A 15614-nucleotide genomic window follows, 5' to 3' on the forward strand; every position below is an offset into this window, starting at 1 on the left:
GCCAGCAGCCTAGGACAGCCTGGCGAAACACCCCAGTTCTTTCCCTATGCGGGCGATGCCTTCGGCGAAGCCCTTCCTCGTCCGCTGCCCGAACCCGATGAAGAACCGGTTGGCCAGGGGCACGGCCCAGCGTCCCCACTCGGCCACGTCGTAGACGCGGTGCTCCACGCGGGCGCCCTCCGGGTGCGGGAGCACGGCCCATTCGCCCCGGTACCACCAGCCGCCCTGGAAGGCGACGGTGTACCCGTCCTTCTCGACGGTCATCGGGTGTGTGGGCAGTGAGCGCATCAGGGCCTGCCACACCTGCTCGACCGGGGCGCCGACCACCCCGGCCACCTCGGTGATCAGCCGCTTCCTCACGGCTTGCGCACCCGGCTGTTCTGGAAGGAGGCGAACCGCCAGCCTTCCGGCATGCGCAGCGCGGTCAGCGTGACGACGGACTGCCTGCTCGGGTCGGGCACGCCGGCCACCGACGAGCTGCCGCCGACGATCACCAGCGCGACGTCGTCGGTCAGCGGCCGGACGATCGGCGCGGGGCCGCCCTCGGCCAGCTTGATCGAGGTCTCGAACAGCGCGCGGTGGGTCTCCTCGATCGCCTTCCTGCCCCGCAGGTGCAGGCCGAAGAAGGTGATGTAGTCGGCGTCCTCGGTGAACAGACCGGCGTAGGCGGCGGAGTCGCCGGCGTTCCAGGTCTCCGTCATCCGCTCCACCAGGCGGGTGATCTCTTCGGACATGGCACAGCTCCTTTCGTCGCGGCGCCTATCCTGGGAGTTGCGCGTCCGGGCAGGGCAGGCGCCGTGTTCGGATGTCGGCCGCCGGGGTGTTGGCGCACCCCGGCGGCCCTTCTCTCACCCCTCGGTCGTGCTCGTCCAGGCGAGCTCGCCCTGGTCGAGCCGGTCGAGAAGTCTTCTGATCCAGGCGAGCTCGGCGGCGTGCAGCGCCTGCTCGCACTCGACCTCCAGCATGAGGATCTCGGGCAGGCCGCTGTCGTGCATGGCCTTGATGTGCCCTTCCATCCCGGCGAGCGTGCCTTCCAGGGTGGCGGCGCGGGTGCGCAGCGCCCGCTGCGCCTCGGGCAGCGGCAGGCAGCCGATCAGCGAGATGGCCGCCACGAAGGCGCGCCGGTCGGGGTCGGGCTGCTCCAGCAGCCGCCGGAGCCGGGTGATCAGCTCCTCGCGGCCCTCGTCGGTGATCTCGTAGACCGTGCGCTCGGGACGGCGGCCCTCGCGGCCGGTCGCGGCGGGGACGATCAGCTCGTCCCTGGCCAGCCGCTCGACCGCGTGGTAGAGGCTGCGCGGCAGGCCGGTGATGTAGTCCTTGTGCGTGTCGATGATGAAGCGGTGGAGCTCGTAGGGGTGGCTCGGGTGCACCGTGAGCAGGGCGAGCACGGTCAGGTCGACCAGGCCCTTGCGTTGTGCCATGTTGCCTCCCCCTATATTGCAATTTGCAATATAGCTCACCTGTCGAGCTGGAGGAAGGCCCGCTCGATCGCCTGCCGCGACACCTCCTCCGGGTACGGGAACCGCGTGATCGAGTCCCGCAGCCCCTCCACGTGGGCCTTCGCGGCCAGCTCCGCCACCAGCGCCAGCTCGGCCTGCTGCTCCTGGACGAAGGCCCGGCCGACCACCGCGCCGTGCCCCGGCACGAACACCTGCTCGGGCAGCGCGTCGAGCATCGCGGCCGTCGTGTTGGGCCAGTCGAGCGGGTAGGAGTCGCCGAACGCCGGCGGCGCGCCCTCCTCGACCAGGTCGCCGGCGAACACCACGCCGGCGTCCGGCACGTGCACGACGATGTCGTTGCTGCTGTGGCCGAGCCCGAAGTGCCGCAGGTGCACCATGCGTCCGCCGATGTCGAGGCTGGCCGAGACGGTGAAGGTGTGGTCGGGCGGCGTGATGGCGATCTCCTCCATCTCCGCGCGGCGGTCGGGCCGCCGTTCCATGACGTCCGCGCGGTGCCGCTCGCCGTACACCTCGATCTCCTCGGCGCACCGGACGTGGCTCCAGATCTCGGCGGGACGGAAGAGCGCGTTGCCGAAGTAGTGGTCGAAATGCGAATGGCTGTTCACGACCGTCCACGGGTGGCCGGTGATCGTCCTGATCGCGTCGATCAGGTCGGCGGCCTCCCGGTGGGAGCTTCGGGTGTCGAGCACCAGACAGTGCCCGTCGCCCACGATGAGGCCCGTGTTCAGGTCGAAGGACTCATGGCGACGCACGTAGACCCGGTCGCCGACCTCCTGCCACTGCTCGTTCATGGCAACGAACCTTACTTTTCGGACTTCCCGCCGGTCATCCCCGGAGGTAGGCCAGCACGGCCAGGACCCGGCGGTGGCCGTCGGACTCCGGCGGCAGGTCGAGCTTGGTGAAGATGCCGGCGATGTGCTTGGCCACCGCGGCGTCGGTGACGACCAGCTCCCTGGCGATCGAGGCGTTCGCGCGGCCCTCGGCGATCAGGGCGAGCACCTGCTGCTCGCGCGGGGTGAGCCGGGCCAGCGGGTCGCGCCGGCGGCGCAGGAGCTGGCGCACCACCTCCGGGTCCACGACCGTGCCGCCCGCGGCCACCCGGTCGAGCGCGTCGACGAACTCGCGCACGTCGCCGATCCGGTCCTTCAGCAGGTAGCCGACGCCCGCGCCGGCGCCGGACTCCAGCAGCTCGGCCGCGTACGTCTGCTCGACGTACTGGCTGAGCACGAGGACGGCCAGCTCGGGGTGGCGGCGGCGCAGGCCGAGCGCGGCGCGCAGGCCCTCGTCGCTGAAGCCCGGGGGCATGCGCACGTCGGTCACCACGGCGTCGGGGCGGTGTTCGGCGACCGCCGCGACCAGGGCGCCGGCGTCGCCGACCGAGGCCGCCACGGTGTGGCCGAACCGTTCGAGCAGCCCCACCAGCCCCTCGCGGAGCAGCACGGCATCCTCGGCGATCACGACGCGCACGGGATCTCCACTCGTACCAGGGTCGGGCCGCCCGGCGGGCTGGACACCGACAATCGTCCCGCCACCACGGCCAGCCGGTCGGCCAGGCCGGTCAGCCCGGTGCCCCTGGCCGGGTCCGCGCCGCCGACGCCGTCGTCGCGCACCTCGACGGCCAGCGTGCCGGCCGCCGTCCGGGCGGTGACCGCGGCCCTCGTGGCTCCGCTGTGCCTGGCCACGTTCGCCAGCGCCTCGGTGACCACGTAGTACGCGGTGACCTCGACGGGCGCGGGCAGCCGTCCGAGCTCGTCGGCGTCCACGTCCACGGGGACGGGCGAGCGTCCGGCCACGTCGCGGATCGCCGCGCCGAGCCCCCGGTCGGTGAGCACCTGCGAGTGCACGCCCCGGATCAGCTCGCGCAGCTCGGCCAGCGCCTGCCTGGCCTCGTCGTGCGCCACGTCGAGCAGCCGGGCCGTCGGCGAGCCGTCGGGCACGTCCAGCCGGGCCAGGCCGAGCGTCATCGACAGGGCGACCAGCCGCTGCTGCGCGCCGTCGTGCAGGTCCCGCTCGATCCGGCGGCGCTCGGTCTCGAACGCGTCCACCAGGCGCGCCCGCGACCGCATGACCTCGCTCAGCTCCGACCCGGCCGGCGCGAGCACCGCCCTGACCATCGCGCCGCGCGCCCCGCCCCACGCCGTGATCGTGTACGCCGCCACCGGCAGCAGCAGCACCCCCGCCACGCCCGCCACGGCGCCGAGCACCGGCCCGGCCTCCGGCTGGACCACGGGGGACAGGATCAGCAGCACCGGCCCCCCGACGGTGAACCCCAGCATGACCAGGTCGATCCACCACATCGCGAACACCGTCATGACCGCGACCCCGGCCGCCCGCCGGCGCCGGTCGGGCACCGGCGGCAGCGGCACGGTGTCCACCAGGCGCAGCCGCACCCGTTCGAACCGGGCGACCGGCGGCACCACCAGCGCGAGCAGCACCGGCACGAGCAGCAGGCCGACCGGCGGCCCGGCGAGCCCGACCGCGATGACCCCGAGCCCGACGGCCGCCCCCGGCAGCACGCTGCCCACCAGGTACGCCACGCACCGCCACGGCCAGGCCGACCGGAGGAAGGCGGCCGGCCGCTGCGTGAGCGCTTCGAGCGCGGTCCTGTTTCCCACCCGGCGACCGTATCCGGGGACGGGAACGGCCCGCAGTAGTGCAGGGTCTACCCTCGGCGGCTCAGCCCGCCATCAGCGGCTCGGCGGCGGTACGCAGCTCGGCGCTGAACGGCGTGGGCCGGAAGGTCTGCGGATCGAGGTTGACGTTGACGCGGTAGCCCTCGGCGTGCACGACCGAGCGGTCCTCGGACAGGACGCGGAAGCCGTACACGCCGCTGGTGCGGCCCATGCGGTCGATCCAGAAGTCGACCTGCACCTGGCCCGCGCCCATGACCGGCGCGTTGTAGGTGATCTTGAACTCGCGGACGGCCAGGTAGAGGTCCTTGAACTTGGAGATCGCCGGGTCGAAGCTCCAGCCCTGCTCGGCCCAGTAGGCGGAGATCGCGCGCTCGACCAGCAGGGCGTAACGCGAGTTGTGCAGCAGGCCCATCGCGTCGAGGTCGTCGAAGTGCACCTGGGCGGGTCGGGTCTGGGTCACGCGAGCTCCTTCAGTCGGTCGTGGACGGCGCGGCGGGCCCGCTCGTAGGCGGCCTCGCCCCTGCCGAGCAGGCGGGTGTGGGTGACCGCGGCCTCGCCGAGGGCGTCGATCTCGTACGCGAGCTGCGCCGGGTCGGTCTCCGGACGCAACTCCCCCAGCTCGACCGCCTCCCGGACCAGCCGCTCGACGAAGTGCAGCCAGTCGGCCATCGACTCGGCCACCCGGTCCCTGACCGGGCCGGGACGGTCGTCGAACTCCACCCGCGCCGTGTAGAAGAAGCACCCGCCGGGCAGGACGCCCCTCTCGTAGAAACGCAGGCGCGCCTCGTGCAGGGCCAGGACGCGGGCCACGCCGGGAGGGGCCTTGAGCGCGGGCTTGACGATCTCGTCGGTCCATTGGCGGACGGCCCACTCGATGGTGTCGAGCTGAAGTTGCTCTTTATCTCGCCAGTGAGCGAAAAATCCGGATTTGCTGACACCGGCGGCTTCGGCCAGCCGGCCCAGGGTCAGCCCGTCCAGACCGTGCACCGAGGCCAGCGACACGGCCTGTCCGAGGATCGCCTCACGGCTGCGCTGCCCGCGCGCCCGGCGACCGTCTTCCTTCACGTCGGCCATGCCGCCAGCATACATTAACGACCGATCGTTCAGATTGGTGGGGTCAGACCCTCCCGTAGCGCACCGCGACCGCGTCGAAGATCCGGACCGCCGCCGCCGCGTCCGCTTCCATGATCGGGCAGTCGAGCTGCGGGTCGTTGCCGTCGAGCCCCGACTCCCGCTCGACGATCCGCGCCACCTGGTACATCAGGTCCACGACCCGGCCCGCGGCCTCACCGTGCCACCAGTACGGCACGCTGATCCCCCAGCCGCCCGCCCAGTGGTCCACGGAGATGCCGGTGCCCTCGTGTTCGAGCTCCCAGTTGGGCGGGTCCTCGAAGACCGTCACGTCGCCGAGGAGCGCGCGGGCCTGGGTGACGACGTTGTTCCAGGCCACCAGGTCCGGCGGGCGCGGCTCGTCGCTCTCCGAGCCGAAGTACAGGTCGTAGCTCATGGTGGACGAAACTAGCGCCCACCCCCGACGAAACCCCGCAGAATACGCCGAACGACAACGACCAGCGCGAGCGCCACCCCGACCCTCACCACCACGGAACTTCCCCCGCGGGGCGCCTGCGCGGCCACGGGCGCCGCCTCGCCGGCGGTGACCTCCGAGTAGACGTCGTCGATGATCAGATTGAACCGGCGTTCCCTGCGCGACCCGGCGCTCGTCGTCCGCAACGTCCGCACCTGACGCCAGAAGTCGCGACCGATCGGCCCGGCGAGCACGGTCGCGGCGATCTGCCGCAGGTGCGCCTCGGTGATCGAGCGCAGCTCCCACATCAGCAGCCAGTGGTTGAGGATCATGTTCACGTACAGGTGGGCCCGCTGCCCCTCCTCGTCGCCGGAGGCGAAGAACGCTCCCCAGCAGGCCCGGTAGAGCGGGTCGTCCATCGCCATCTTCATCAGGTCGCCATGCAGCGTGCGCAGCGCCTGCTCCCTGGCGGACTTGGCCTCTCTGGCCTGGAGCACGAGCGAGAACGCCACGCCGATGAGCGCGAGGACGGCCAGGATGGCCGAGGCCGCGCCGTACGTCTGGCCGATGTCGCCGAGCACCGACCAGTCGCCGCGGCTGCGCCCCAGGGCGGCCAGGAAGAAGGGCGAGGCGACGACCAGTCCGGCGGCGGCGACGACCGACAGCAGGAGCAGGATGGTCACCCAGTAGCGCCCGAACGACCGTCTGTTCACCGCGCTAGAACGTGGCGGAGTGGCGCAGGGGCGGGGGGAGGACGTCGCGTTCGGCGGTCATGTACGGGATGAGCTCCACTCCCTGACCGAAAAGCTTTTCCAGCTCGTCTCCGCAGCTCTCGATCAACGGCCGGTCGAGGATCTTGCGCGCTCCGGTCAGTGTGCCGTCCTCGTTGTAGAGCACCTCGTACATGACGGTCGAGTCGAGGACGACCAGCTCGGGCAGCGGCCCGGGGAAGCCGAGAGCGGGCAGGCGGTCGGCTTCGAGCACGCGGATGTGCTCACCGGCCAGCGCCCGCAGGCGGATGTAGTAGAGCTCCCACTGCAGGTAACGGCTGAAGGGCCGCTCGACCAGCCGCACGCGCCGCATCGCGAACTTCCCCGCCTCGCGCAGCGGCCGCTGGATCTCGTGGCGACGCTCGTCGATGAGCCGGATCGCCTCTCCCCAGTCGCCGGCGTCGAGGGCCAGCCAGCTCGGCTCGTCCGGCTCGCGGTAGCTCTGGCGGGTCTCCAGTTTCCAGAAGACACGTTCGAGCTCGCGGAAGTATGGCCAGAAGTCGGAGAAATACTCATCTGGAGTGAGCTGCTGGGACTGCGCCGCAGCGACGTTTCTAAGCATCAGGGATATCCGGCTTGGCGGCTACGAGCATCTTGCGGGGAATGACGACCAGGCGTTCGTCTCGGGCAATACTAACCCCCTCGGGCAGGCGGCCACGATAACTCTCCGTGAGGTCGCGTCCTATCACCGCGATATCGCCGTTGGATAGCTCCCAGATATCGGGACATGAGGGGCTTGCCGTGGTATCGCCCAGCTCAAGGGCCGACCTCCCCAGGCGTCGTCGCAGTTCGGCCGATGCGTCAGCTTCCCATGGACGCGCCACGGCAAAACCCCTTTTCCCTGGTGGCGTTACGCATGAGTGTGACATCGAATGCCATGACCGACAATGTCCCCGTCACGGAAGAGTGAATTCACTGCGGCGGCAGTAATGTTCCGGCGGGGAGCGCCGGATCATTCTCCCGCTGCGTGCTTGCGGAACTCCAGCCCCTCGAACGTTCCCGACGTGCGCCAGCCGTCGATGTAGGCGAAGTACGCCATCGCCCCCTGGGGATGGCCGATGTTCAGCCGGCCTTTCATGCCGGCGTCCTGGCCCTCGTTGTTGTAGTAGCCGGGTGTGCAGTCGGCGGAGGCGCCCAGGATGCTTCCCGGGCCCGACAGCAGCAGCTCGATCCAGGCGTCCTCGGCCTCCCGGGTCGCCTCGACCTCGTCGAAGCCCTGGCCGAGCGCGTGGCTGACGATCGTGGCGATGGTCCGGCCGGCCTCGGTGAGGTTGTGCGGGATGTTGGAGATGAGGTTCGCGCCCTGCGTGGGCTGGACGACGAAGGCGTTCGGGAAGCCGTGCACGTGGATGCCGTGCAGGGTGCGCATGCCGTCCGCCCAGCGGTCGGTGAGCCGCAGGCCGTCGCGGCCGGTCAGCTCGTAGCCGGCGCGCCGGGTGTAGTCGGTGGTCACCTCGAAGCCCGAGGCGTAGATGACGCAGTCGACCTCGTACTCGACGCCCCCGGCCACCACCCCGCGCCGGGTGACGCGCTCGACGCCCTTGCCGTCGGTGTCCACCAGGTGGGTGCCCGGCACGTTGAAGGACTGCAGGTACTCGTCGTGGAAGCAGGGACGCTTGCAGAGCTGGCGGTACCAGGCCTTGAGCTTCGCGGCGGTCCGCGGGTCGGCGACGATCGCGTCGACGCGGGCCCGGATCTCCTCCATCTTCTCGAAGTCGGAGTCCTCGTACGCCTGCGCCATCTTCTCCGGGGTCAGGTCCTCGGGCGGCAGGGCCGCGATGCGGGCGCGGACGCGGCGGGCGATGTCGGTCCAGCCGTCCATCACCAGGTCCTCGTCGACCAGGCCGCCGGTCTGGTTGCCGGTGAAGTTCTCCAGCCAGCGCTGCTGCCAGCCCGGGGTGGCGATCCCGGCGAACCAGGCGGGGTCGGTGGGCCGGTTGTCGCGTACGTCCACCGAGGAGGGGGTGCGCTGGAACACGTACAGCTCGGCGCAGGCGCGGGCCAGGTGCGGCACGCACTGCACGGCCGTCGCGCCCGTGCCGATGACGGCGACGCGCTTGTCCGCCAGCCGGTCCATGGGCGCGCCGGTGGGGTCGCCGCCGGTGTAGTCGTAGTCCCAGCGGCTGGTGTGGAACGAATGCCCCCGGAAGTGGTCGATGCCCGGGATGCCGGGGAGTTTGGGCACGTGCAGCGGACCGATGCCCATGACCACGAACCGGGCGGTGAAGGCGTCGCCGCGGTTCGTGCGCACGGTCCAGCGCGACCGGGAGGCGTCCCACTCCAGGTCCTGGACCTCGGTGTGGAAGAGCGCGTCGTCGTACAGGCCGTAGTGCTTGCCGATGCGGCGGCAGTGTTCGAGGATCTCGGGGGCGTGCGCGTACTTCTCCGTCGGCATGTGGCCGGTCTCCTCCAGGAGCGGCATGTACACGAACGACGCGGTGTCGCACTGGGCTCCCGGGTAGCGGTTCCAGTACCAGGTGCCGCCGAAGTCGCCGCCCTTCTCGACGATCCGCACGTCGCCGACCCCCGCCTCCCTGAGCCGGGCGCCGGTGACGAGCCCGGCGAACCCGCCGCCGACGACGGCCACCGTCACGTGGTCGGTCTTCGGTTCGCGCTCGGTCCTCGGCGTGTACGGGTCGTCGAGGTAGTGGGCGAAGCGGCCGGTGAGGCGGACGTACTGGTCGTTGCCGTCCGGGCGGAGCCGCTTGTCGCGCTCTTCGAGGTATTTGCGGCGGAGGGCTTCTTTGTCCATACGTCCTCCGGGGACGAGGTTCCGAATTCCAGAATGTCATTCGCGAATCTCGTTCGACAAGGCCCGCGGCCGGGTGAAGCGGGCCCGCAGCCGGCCGAGGACCGGCGGACCGCCCGCGAAGCACCACAACGCGATCACCGGATCGCAGATGGCGCAGCCGAAGGAGGAGTCCGCGGCGAAGGGCAGCAGCGGGCTACCCTGGAGGTGGTGCAGCACGTCCCAGGCGGTGTGCAGCAGCCAGCCGATGCCGATGAACGTCCAGCTCTCCAGCCCGCGGTAGGCGACGTAGGTCATCACGACGGGCAGCAGGAACTCCCAGTAGCCGAGCCCGCCGCCGCTGAGGTACGCGGCGCCCGCGCCGGCCACCAGCACGGCGTTGGCGCGGCGGCCGTGCGGCTCGGGGATCAGGGAGACGAGGGAGACGGCGACCAGGCCGATCAGGATCGGCATGAGGATGGACATGGGGCACTTCCTGCTGGATTCGGGGGAACGCAGCCAGGCTAGGCGGGCCGTCCGGACCCTCCCAGAGGGTGGCTCGACAAACTCCGACGAGTTCCCGCCAACCGCCCGCCGCCTGGCCTAGCGTGGCCGCATGCACACTGTGGCGGTCCTGGCCCTCGATCACGTGGTGGCGGCCGACCTGGCGATCCCGGTCGAGGTGTTCGGCCGCGCCCGGCTGGCCGACGGGAGCCGCCCGTACCGGGTCCAGGTGTGCGCGGCGACGCCGCAGGTGGCCGCCGACGCCTTCACGATCGTCGCGCCCCACGGCCTGGAGGCGCTGCGCACGGCCGACACGATCATGGTGCCCGGCTGCTCGGAGCAGGCCGCCCCGCCGGGCCCCGAGGTGCTCGCGGCGCTACGCGACGCGGCCGCCGCCGGCACCCGCATCGCCTCCATCTGCGCGGGGGCCTTCACCCTGGCCGCGGCCGGGCTGCTCGACGGGCTGGGCGCGACCACCCACTGGATGGCCGCCGACCGGCTGGCCGAGCTCTTCCCCGACGTCGACGTGCGGCCCGACGTGCTCTACGTCGACAACGGCCAGATCCTGACCTCGGCCGGCGCCGCCGCCGGGCTCGATCTGTGCCTGCACCTCGTCCGGCGCGACTTCGGCTCGGCGGTCGCCGCGGACTCGGCCCGCCTGTCGGTGACGCCCCTGGAGCGGGAGGGCGGCCAGGCCCAGTTCATGGCGCACACCCGGCCGCCGGTGCCCCAGGGCTCGTTGCTGGAGCCGGTGCTGGCGTGGATCGAGGACAACCTCGACGGCAAGGTGACCCTGGCCGCGATGGCCGCGCAGAGCGGGATGAGCGAGCGCACGTTCGGCCGCCGGTTCCGCGAGCAGACCGGCACCACGCCGCTGCAGTGGCTGCTGCGCGCCCGGGTGCGGCGGGCGCAGCTCCTCCTGGAGACCACCGACCACGGCGTGGAGCGGATCGCCACGCAGGCCGGGTTCGGCTCGGCGGTCGCCCTCCGCGAGCGGTTCAAGCGGGTGGTCGGCGTGCCGCCGCAGTCCTACCGCGCCTCTTTCCGGCCTCTCGTCACGGACGCGGCTCTCGTCACGCACGAGGCTCTCGTCACAGACGAGGCTCTCGTCACGCACGAGGCTCTCGTCACGGACGCAGCGCCGTGAGGGCGCTCTCCCAGACGTAGGTGTCGTTGCCGTCGCCCGCGCTCGGGGCGTGCGGCTCGAACTGCCCCGGCCCGATCAGGACGCGCACCCCCTCCGACCGCAGCTCCTCGACGCTGCGCCGGAAGGGCGCGCGGGCGGCGAGCGCGCGGTTGACGAACGGCAGGACGACCACGGGGATGCCGAGCCCCGGAGCCTCGGCCAGCAGCCCGAGCGCGTAGGTGTCGGCGACGCCCATGGCGAACTTGTTGATCGTGTTGTACGTGGCCGGGGCGACGATGATGGCGTCGGCCCTCGGCGGCCTGGGCTCGTCCGGCCTGCGGTAGCGGCTGCGGACCGGGCGCCCGGTCAGGCGCTCCAGCTCCGGCACGTCGACGAAGCCGAGCGCCGAGGGTGTGGCGACGATCTGGACGTCCCAGCCCTCTTCTTGAGCCGGGACGACGAGCCTGGCCACGTCGCCGGCCGGGCCCGCCGCGCACACGATGACATGGAGACTGCGTGCCGGTGTCTTCACGGTTGAGATCGTAGGACGCCCGCCGCCCCCTCGGCATCGCGTACGCGGGCGGCGACCTCCGGCGTGAGGTGGCGGGCCAGCACCTCCAGGGCGGCGGTGACCTCGCCGACCGCCTCGGGGCCCGGATCGGGCAGGGCGGCGGCGAGGGCGTCGTCGATCGTGGCGGCCCTGACCTCGGCGACCCGGGCGGAGGGCGTCGCCGCGGGACGGATGAGCCGCCGCCGCCGGTCGGCCGGATCGGGCACGCCCTCGATCGACCCCGTGGACTCCAGCCGGGCGACGGCCGTGGACACCTGGCTCTGCGGCAGGCCGGTCCGGGCCGCGATCTCGCTGACCGTCGTGCCGGAGTGGGCGACCACGTCGCCGAGGACGACGAGCACCGTGCGGACCGAGCCCCGCGGGCCGTCGCCCTTCGGCTGGGGCATCGCCTGCTCGCCGATCTTCATGAGGGTGCGGCCGAGCAGGAACAGTTCGACTCCGTTCATGAAGTCATGATACATCTAGATCGATGCATCGATTTAGATGCTTTTTTTCCCTAGCGGAGGAGACCCGCATGACCGCCCTTCCCGTCCCCGGCGCCACCCTCCACTTCCAGGTCGAGGGCAGCGGCCCGGTCCTGCTGTTGTCGCAGAGCGGCGAGGGCGACGCCGATCGCACCGCCGACCTCGTGCCGCTCCTGGCGGACACCTTCACCGTCATCACCTACGACCGGCGCGGCCTGTCGCGCAGCACCCTCGACCCCGCCGCGCCGCCCGTCACCATGGCCGACCACGCCGACGACGTCGCGCGGCTGCTCGCCGAGGTCGCCGACGGGCCCGCCCTGATGGCCGGGTTCAGCATGGGAGGCGCGATCGGCCTGCGGGTCGCGGCCCGCCACCCCGGCGTGCTGCGCACGCTGATCGCGCACGAGCCCGTGCTGCCGAACCTGCTGCCCGCCGCCGGCCGCGCCGAGCACGTGGCCGAGCTGGCGGCCATCCAGCGGGCGTACGCGGACGGCGGGCTGGCCGCGGCCTTCCCCGCGATCACCCGGCACCTCGGCATCGACCCGGCCCACGACGAGACCGAGGACGGGCTCACCCCGCAGCCGCTCACGGCCAGGCGGCAGGCCAACTTCGGGTTCTTCATCGGGACGGAGTTCACGGCCGTCATGGAGGACGACCTCGCCCCGGCCGAGACGGCGGGCACCGGGACCCGGGTGATCCCGGCGATCGGCCTCGCCACCCGGCCGTCGGTGCACACCTACCGCTGCGCGCTCGCGCTGGCCGAGCTGCTCGGCGTCGAGCCGGTCACGCTGCCGGGCGGCCACAACGGCAACACGGCCTTCCCACGCGCGACGGCTCGTGCGCTCAAGAAGCTCCTCGCTCCCCGTCACGTCCAGGCGTGAACGTACGGGCGTGAACGTCCGGGCGGTCAGCGGCCGGGCGGTCAGCGCCGGGCGGTCAGCGCCGGGCGGTCAGCGGCCGCAGGTGCGGAGCATGTTGGACAGCGCCACACGCTCGCTGCGCGTCACGAACAGCCGGTAGTGGTGCTTGACGGTGATCCACGAGGTCGCGTAGCGGCACCAGTACGCACGGCGGCGCGGACGCCAGCTCTGCGGCCCCTGCCCGCCCTTGGCGATGTTGGCGGAATGGCTGACGGTGACCAGCTCGGGACGGGTGAGGTCGTTGGCGAAGGCCCGCCGCCGCGCCGGGCTCCACCTCTTGGCGCCCGAGCGCCAGGCGTAGGCCAGCGGGACGACGTGGTCGACGTCCACCAGGCGCTCGCTCTTCAGCCGCCTGCCGTCGTACGGGCTGTACCAGACGCCCTTCACCGGATGGCAGGCCGCGTTCCTGCGCACCCGCCGCCCGTCCCGGGCCAGGACGGTCTCGCGTACGTCACACCTTCCCTTGTGACGTCCCCACTTGGGCTGGAACCGGCGATGGGTGTAGCCGCGCAGCGATAAGGGCCTGGCGACCCGCAGCTGGGCCAGCATGCGGCGGGCCCGCGCCGCACTGGCCTGCGCGCCCGCATGGGCGCGTGCGCCGGACTGCGCCGCGGCCGGCTGCGGCGCGGCCACGACCTCGGTGATCGGGATGACCAGGAAGGCGAGGACGGCCATCAGTACGGCCCGTCTCAGGAAGATCATGCTTTACCCCATACCCACCCAGGACGGACCTCCTCCAAGTGGATGGCCAGCCCTCCGCAAGTGGGGGTGCGTACCTTCCCTAACCATGCGAAAGCTCCCTCTCCTCCTCGCCGCCCTGACCGCCGCCTCCGCCGTCGTGCTGCCCGCGACCACGTCCCTCGCGTCGGCCTCCGCCGCCGGGAAGACGCTCTCCTTCCGCGGCATGACGCTGCGGATCCCCGCCGACTGGAAGGTGCACCGGTCGGGTGACCACGTCGTGGTGGTGACCGGGTTGTTGTGCAAGAAGCCGGAGCCGTTCGCGCCCGACTGCGAGAGCTTCTGGATCTTCGGGCCGAAGGACTACACGAACGTGCCGGTCGGCGGCGGTTCCATGACGTACACGGGCAAGCAGCAGTTCCATCCGTTCAGCGGGGTGATCCCGTGCCCGTTCAACTCCAACCTGAGCTGGTATCCCGGCGAGAAGGCGTCCTACCGCGGGCTGCGGCCGGTGGGCGCCGGACACCAGGCGAAGTACACCACCTGGCCGAACCGCTGCGTGACGAACGACACCGGCCGCACCACCAGCAAGTGGAACGAGAAGGAGTGGTTCCTGCCGCAGTCCAGGATCCTGGTGGTGGACGCCTGGAACACCTACGGGCTGGCCGGCGTGCTCAAGCGCGCCACCTGGAGCTGATCCCGCACGTCCCGGCTTCCGGGTGCCGGCTGGCACGATGGGCGGTGGTCCGGGGATGGGGGTGAGGGGTGGCGAGCCGGTTCTTCATCGGTGAGGGGTACGCGTCGTACCAGGGGCCGTCGGCGGACAACTCGCTCCATCGTCACGCCGCTTACCAGGTGACGGCCGCCGTGGAGGGCGAGGTGGCGGTCGTCGACGAGCGGGGGACGTGTCATCGCGGGCCTGCGCTGATCATCCCGCCCATGGTCCGGCACCGCATGCCGGGGGCGCCGGACGTCCGCATCTGGTTCGTCGAGCCGCAGTGCTCGTACGCGTCCGTCCTGCGCGACCGCTGCACCCGGATCCCCGACACCTCGCCCATCGGCTCCGGCCTGCCGCCCGACGACGGCTCCCCTACCGGCTCCGGCCTGCCGCCCGGCGGTGGGGTGATCACCGCGGCTGCCGATCTGCATGCCCTCCGTGAGGAGGACTTCCGTCGGGTCGTGGAACCTCGGCCGTCCCGGGCGCTCGATCCGCGCCTGGTGGTGGCGATGGAGGCGTTGACGTCGCGGAACCTCCTGGTCGCCGACGCGGCCGCGCAGGCCGGGCTCTCCCCCCAGCGCCTTCGCGCCCTGGCCCGGCTGCAACTCGGCATGCCGCTCGCCCGGTGGCGCATCTGGCGGCGGCTCACCCGCGCGGCCCGCGCCCTGGCCGACGGCGGTTCGATCGCCGGGGCCGCGCTCGACGGCGGCTTCGCCGACCAGGCCCACTTCCACCGGCAGTTACGCGACATGCTGGGGCTCACGCCGGCGACCGTGCTGCCGCTGCTGTGCCGGTCAGCCGCGAGCGGCCACGTAGACGGAGATTGAGCCGGTCACCGTCCGCACGACCTCCGCCTCGCGGACGTCCGCGAACCCCGCGTCGGTCATCAGCGCCGGCAGCACGCCGTCGGCGTTGGGCTGCGTGTCCCGCACCCCGTCGGCCAGTTGCACCACCCGGAACGCCAGCCGCATCGACGCCGTCCGCTGCCAACCGTAGTCGGCGATCACCAGCTTGCCGCCCGGCCGCAGCACGGCGTGCATGGAGGCGAGGATCGCGCGTTTCATCGCGAGCGGACACTGGTGCAGGACCAGGCTCGACACCGCCGTGTCGGCCGAACCCGGCCCCAGCAGGCCGGTCAGCGCGTCCCCCATGCCGAGCCGCCATTCCGGGGCCGCACGGCTCGCCCTGCTCTTGCGCCGCGCCTGGGCCAGCGTCTCCGGATCGGGGTCGACACCGACGATCCTGGCCCGCGGTTCGAGGCGGTGGAGCAGCATGGCCTGCGAACCGGTGCCGCAGCCGACGTCCACGATCGTCTCGTCCGGCCTGGGGGCGACGTGCATGGCCACCAGGCTGCGCCACAGCCGTTCCCGCGTCAGCGCGACCACCGGGTCGTACAGGCGGGTGAACTTCAGACGTCCGAGGGCGGGGGTGAAGGTCTGTTCAGACATGGACGCAGTCTCAGCCGCCCGCCGCATCCCGGTCTTGAACGAAACGCTCGCACGACGCCTGCGTGACCG

At 71.8% G+C, this 15614-nt stretch carries 22 protein-coding genes; 4 read left to right on the plus strand and 18 right to left on the minus strand.

The window, feature by feature from the left end; translation table 11 throughout:
• Positions 1-9: 9 nt before the first annotated feature.
• From AB0J76_RS04020 to AB0J76_RS04085, 14 genes are all read right to left on the minus strand, one after another.
• Positions 10-360, minus strand: a complete 351-nt coding sequence (locus AB0J76_RS04020; protein ID WP_352329842.1) for a hypothetical protein — start codon at positions 358-360, stop codon at positions 10-12.
• Complete coding sequence (locus AB0J76_RS04025; protein ID WP_352329843.1) at positions 357-734, minus strand: SgcJ/EcaC family oxidoreductase; 378 nt, start codon at positions 732-734, stop codon at positions 357-359. Before AB0J76_RS04025 ends, AB0J76_RS04020 begins: the two co-directional genes overlap by 4 nt.
• Before the next feature lie 114 nt (positions 735-848).
• Entirely contained in the window at positions 849-1421 is a 573-nt protein-coding gene (locus AB0J76_RS04030) for a PadR family transcriptional regulator (protein ID WP_364388691.1), read from the minus strand.
• Positions 1422-1456: 35 nt separating this feature from the next.
• A complete protein-coding gene (locus AB0J76_RS04035; protein WP_352323818.1) occupies positions 1457-2251 on the minus strand; it encodes an MBL fold metallo-hydrolase in 795 nt (264 codons plus the stop codon).
• 34 nt (positions 2252-2285) lie between these two features.
• Entirely contained in the window at positions 2286-2927 is a 642-nt protein-coding gene (locus AB0J76_RS04040; protein WP_352323819.1) for a response regulator transcription factor, read from the minus strand.
• Positions 2915-4075, minus strand: a complete 1161-nt coding sequence (locus AB0J76_RS04045; protein WP_352323820.1) for a histidine kinase — start codon at positions 4073-4075, stop codon at positions 2915-2917. The genes AB0J76_RS04040 and AB0J76_RS04045 overlap by 13 nt, the downstream gene beginning before the upstream one ends.
• A gap of 61 nt (positions 4076-4136) precedes the next feature.
• The gene (locus tag AB0J76_RS04050; protein WP_352323821.1) at positions 4137-4553 is read right to left on the minus strand and encodes a thioesterase family protein; all 417 of its coding nucleotides are present in this window, start codon (positions 4551-4553) and stop codon (positions 4137-4139) included.
• Positions 4550-5167, minus strand: coding sequence for a TetR/AcrR family transcriptional regulator (locus AB0J76_RS04055; RefSeq protein ID WP_352323822.1), 618 nt, complete (start codon positions 5165-5167; stop codon positions 4550-4552). Before AB0J76_RS04055 ends, AB0J76_RS04050 begins: the two co-directional genes overlap by 4 nt.
• A 43-nt stretch (positions 5168-5210) precedes the next feature.
• The gene (locus AB0J76_RS04060) at positions 5211-5600 is read right to left on the minus strand and encodes a hypothetical protein (protein ID WP_352323823.1); all 390 of its coding nucleotides are present in this window, start codon (positions 5598-5600) and stop codon (positions 5211-5213) included.
• Between the two features lie 11 nt (positions 5601-5611).
• Complete coding sequence (locus AB0J76_RS04065) at positions 5612-6331, minus strand: DUF6082 family protein (RefSeq protein ID WP_352323824.1); 720 nt, start codon at positions 6329-6331, stop codon at positions 5612-5614.
• Positions 6332-6335: 4 nt separating this feature from the next.
• Entirely contained in the window at positions 6336-6950 is a 615-nt protein-coding gene (locus AB0J76_RS04070) for a DUF6879 family protein (protein WP_352323825.1), read from the minus strand.
• Positions 6943-7212, minus strand: a complete 270-nt coding sequence (locus tag AB0J76_RS04075; protein WP_352323826.1) for a hypothetical protein — start codon at positions 7210-7212, stop codon at positions 6943-6945. The genes AB0J76_RS04070 and AB0J76_RS04075 overlap by 8 nt, the downstream gene beginning before the upstream one ends.
• Before the next feature lie 128 nt (positions 7213-7340).
• Positions 7341-9140, minus strand: a complete 1800-nt coding sequence (locus AB0J76_RS04080; protein WP_352323827.1) for an NAD(P)/FAD-dependent oxidoreductase — start codon at positions 9138-9140, stop codon at positions 7341-7343.
• Between the two features lie 36 nt (positions 9141-9176).
• Complete coding sequence (locus tag AB0J76_RS04085; RefSeq protein ID WP_352323828.1) at positions 9177-9602, minus strand: DUF6010 family protein; 426 nt, start codon at positions 9600-9602, stop codon at positions 9177-9179.
• A gap of 130 nt (positions 9603-9732) precedes the next feature.
• Between AB0J76_RS04085 and AB0J76_RS04090 the strand changes: the two genes are divergently transcribed.
• Positions 9733-10767: a helix-turn-helix domain-containing protein gene (locus AB0J76_RS04090; protein ID WP_352323829.1), complete on the plus strand. Its 1035-nt coding sequence runs from the start codon at positions 9733-9735 to the stop codon at positions 10765-10767.
• Here AB0J76_RS04090 and AB0J76_RS04095 read toward each other — a convergent pair.
• The gene (locus AB0J76_RS04095; protein WP_352323830.1) at positions 10748-11278 is read right to left on the minus strand and encodes a flavoprotein; all 531 of its coding nucleotides are present in this window, start codon (positions 11276-11278) and stop codon (positions 10748-10750) included. The two genes, AB0J76_RS04090 and AB0J76_RS04095, sit on opposite strands and share 20 nt — an antisense overlap.
• Positions 11275-11763 carry a MarR family transcriptional regulator gene (locus AB0J76_RS04100; RefSeq protein WP_352323831.1) on the minus strand — a complete coding sequence of 163 codons (489 nt, stop codon included), beginning with the start codon at positions 11761-11763 and terminating at the stop codon, positions 11275-11277. Before AB0J76_RS04100 ends, AB0J76_RS04095 begins: the two co-directional genes overlap by 4 nt.
• A 68-nt stretch (positions 11764-11831) precedes the next feature.
• Between AB0J76_RS04100 and AB0J76_RS04105 the strand changes: the two genes are divergently transcribed.
• Complete coding sequence (locus AB0J76_RS04105) at positions 11832-12662, plus strand: alpha/beta hydrolase (RefSeq protein ID WP_352323832.1); 831 nt, start codon at positions 11832-11834, stop codon at positions 12660-12662.
• Between the two features lie 69 nt (positions 12663-12731).
• On the opposite strand, the gene AB0J76_RS04110 is transcribed toward AB0J76_RS04105, so the two are convergent.
• On the minus strand, positions 12732-13403 hold the full coding sequence (locus AB0J76_RS04110; RefSeq protein ID WP_352323833.1) for an HNH endonuclease family protein: 672 nt from the start codon (positions 13401-13403) through the stop codon (positions 12732-12734).
• A gap of 85 nt (positions 13404-13488) precedes the next feature.
• On the opposite strand from AB0J76_RS04110, the gene AB0J76_RS04115 reads away from it, so the two are divergent.
• Both AB0J76_RS04115 and AB0J76_RS04120 read left to right on the plus strand, forming a co-directional pair.
• Positions 13489-14076 carry a hypothetical protein gene (locus AB0J76_RS04115; protein WP_352323834.1) on the plus strand — a complete coding sequence of 196 codons (588 nt, stop codon included), beginning with the start codon at positions 13489-13491 and terminating at the stop codon, positions 14074-14076.
• Positions 14077-14144: 68 nt separating this feature from the next.
• On the plus strand, positions 14145-14924 hold the full coding sequence (locus AB0J76_RS04120) for an AraC family transcriptional regulator (protein ID WP_352323835.1): 780 nt from the start codon (positions 14145-14147) through the stop codon (positions 14922-14924).
• Here AB0J76_RS04120 and AB0J76_RS04125 read toward each other — a convergent pair.
• The gene (locus AB0J76_RS04125) at positions 14892-15545 is read right to left on the minus strand and encodes a methyltransferase domain-containing protein (protein WP_352323837.1); all 654 of its coding nucleotides are present in this window, start codon (positions 15543-15545) and stop codon (positions 14892-14894) included. The genes AB0J76_RS04120 and AB0J76_RS04125 overlap by 33 nt on opposite strands.
• Positions 15546-15614 lie beyond the last annotated feature (69 nt).

The organism is Nonomuraea sp. NPDC049624, from assembly GCF_040675255.1.
Taxonomy (GTDB): Bacteria; Actinomycetota; Actinomycetes; order Streptosporangiales; family Streptosporangiaceae; genus Nonomuraea.